The following is a 2,204-nucleotide window of genomic DNA, read 5'->3' on the forward strand; positions in this document are numbered from 1 at the left end:
CTCCAGATCCCGTTGCAGCTGCCGCACACGATCTGGACGAAATACGCTTATGTTGGCCATCTCCATATGCCCCTTTACGCATAGCCATCCACGATGAAGTCATGGATGGCTGCGGCTATTTCCCTTGTCCCTGAAAATCATTTCGTACGGAATAATCGGATTCAAAGAGAATGATGTCGCCAGAATGATATTGAAAGGTTTGACCCAGATAATTGCGTGCGGAGGATAAGTTTGCACCGATAAATATTTAGGGTAGTAATCAATTGATCGTCGGATAGCCGGCGGTGCGTGATGCGCGGGCGGCTAGTTATTTAATTAAAAGAGAAGTCTAAAGGCACCTTGTCAAAAAAGTTCTAAGACAACATTACATCTAAATCTGAAATCTAAAAAATACGAACGGATTTTAGCAAGAAAATCTTCGAGCATTTTCCTTACTGGTATGCCAGCAGTAGGGAGTAAGTCATTTGCACGTTGTAGAATATGGGGATTATCCAATATCATATTTTTACTTTCTTGACTTGAATAACTTCTTAGTGTGTCAATGCATACCTCGAATAATTCTTCATCATTAGTATTAAGCAATGAAATTAGAATGTTAAGTTCATGAACACTTACACTTGTTATCCAAGCAATATGCTATTTTTCTTTGCCATTCGATTGGCTTACTAAGCACCTGATTAGATAATTCATCCCAATCACTTGGACTAAACTCTCAAAGTATCTCGCTAGCTATGACACAGCCATCATCGTACCAAGAATCTACTGTTGTTTCAGCAGATAAAAGGTTATCTAGTTCTTTGAACATATTTGATGCCTCCACTTAAAATTAAGCTAAAAACCTGATGGGCGTGACGCGTTTATCGTACCTGTTGGATATCCGCTAGTTACATCATCGCCAACTTTGATTAGATCAATCTCTACACCATTTATAGTTGCTCTATGCCAAGTTGCTCCATCCCTCAATCTTTGTTTTTGATCTGGTATCGGCTCCACTTTCGGTACGTTTGGGGGCGTCAGGTCTGGTTTTACTGGGCGCTCCACCTACCATCGTGGCTGCTCCTAGCCTATCACTCACATGCTCTTTTGAACAATAATAAAAACTTAAGTGAAGATCGCCCGTAAAGATGGGTCTTCTATTTGTTTTAAACAAAAGAAACCACATGGAGTTGTTATACTCGCATGTGGAAGTAGTTCAACACCATTTACATGGTTTATTTTTGTTTTTGGTTGAATGATGGTTCATCCAGCACTTGACAGCTTCTATTACTTATACAATTTCAAACTTTAGTTTAATTTCGTTTAAACGAGACTCTACTAAATCCTTATCATCAGAATGCTGTAACAAATATGCCTCACTTGCTTCTTTGAGATAATCATAGAAAGTGGGGTAATCCAATACGATGGTTACATCTTCATCAACTACAGGATGGTCAAAAAAATAGCAAACTCCATTTTCTCCGAAGTAACCTTCCTCCCACTCTTCTAGTTCGCCTGAAAATAAACACCATATATGCTCGTTGCCAAAACCTTGTCCATTACAATACTTTTCCAATGCCTTAATAAAGTTCCCATCTCCGATAGCAAAATAATAAAGATCTATCAGTTTTTTTTCTAAAGTATTTTCATTTGACATATCGTCACCTCCCTATTTTCCCTCAAATGAAGGATGGAAATTTGTGATGTTCCCACTATCATCAAGATATCCCGTGAATCTAAGTCCATTAGATGAATACCCAGTCACTAATCTCCCATTAATCACACCATTCTCCATAGCTTCTTTCCCCCATACGATCATTTGTTCATTTGAAATCAAATTAGAATCATATACTGTCTTTGGTTGAGGGATATTTTTATATTGGCCAGGTATTACCTTCAATTCCCTGTCTATTGCAGGAAGTCTATACTCTATTTCATAAACCCCAGTAACAGTAGGATGTGGAGTTCTTGAGACAATGACATCATCCAGCTTCCAGCCTTGATCTGTCAGAATTTTTTCAAAACTTTCTAAATTATGTCCACCAACAACACCTTTATTTCCTTTTCTAACAATTCCTTGTGCATTTATCATATGATCGGCAAAACTATCAATATACTCGAAGTTGTTCTTAATTACTGGTACAGTATTAACCGGCCCCTCAATCTTTGTTTTTTGATCTGGTATCTGATCCACTTTCGGTGCGTTTGGCGGCGTCAGGTCTGGTTTT

General features: G+C 38.4%; 3 protein-coding genes. All 3 read right to left on the minus strand.

What is annotated here, in order from left to right; genetic code table 11:
* Window positions 1-831: 831 nt before the first annotated feature.
* Window positions 832-1,041: a hypothetical protein gene (locus ACFP56_RS21650; protein ID WP_379238574.1), complete on the minus strand. Its 210-nt coding sequence runs from the start codon at window positions 1,039-1,041 to the stop codon at window positions 832-834.
* A gap of 226 nt (window positions 1,042-1,267) precedes the next feature.
* Window positions 1,268-1,633, minus strand: coding sequence for a ribonuclease toxin immunity protein CdiI (gene cdiI / locus ACFP56_RS21655; protein ID WP_379238576.1), 366 nt, complete (start codon window positions 1,631-1,633; stop codon window positions 1,268-1,270).
* A gap of 12 nt (window positions 1,634-1,645) precedes the next feature.
* Window positions 1,646-2,204: CdiA family toxin C-terminal domain-containing protein (locus ACFP56_RS21660; protein WP_379238578.1), on the minus strand; the 559-nt coding region annotated here is incomplete at its 5' end.

Source organism: Paenibacillus septentrionalis, from assembly GCF_042659865.1.
GTDB classification, from domain to species: Bacteria; Bacillota; Bacilli; order Paenibacillales; family Paenibacillaceae; genus Pristimantibacillus; species Pristimantibacillus septentrionalis.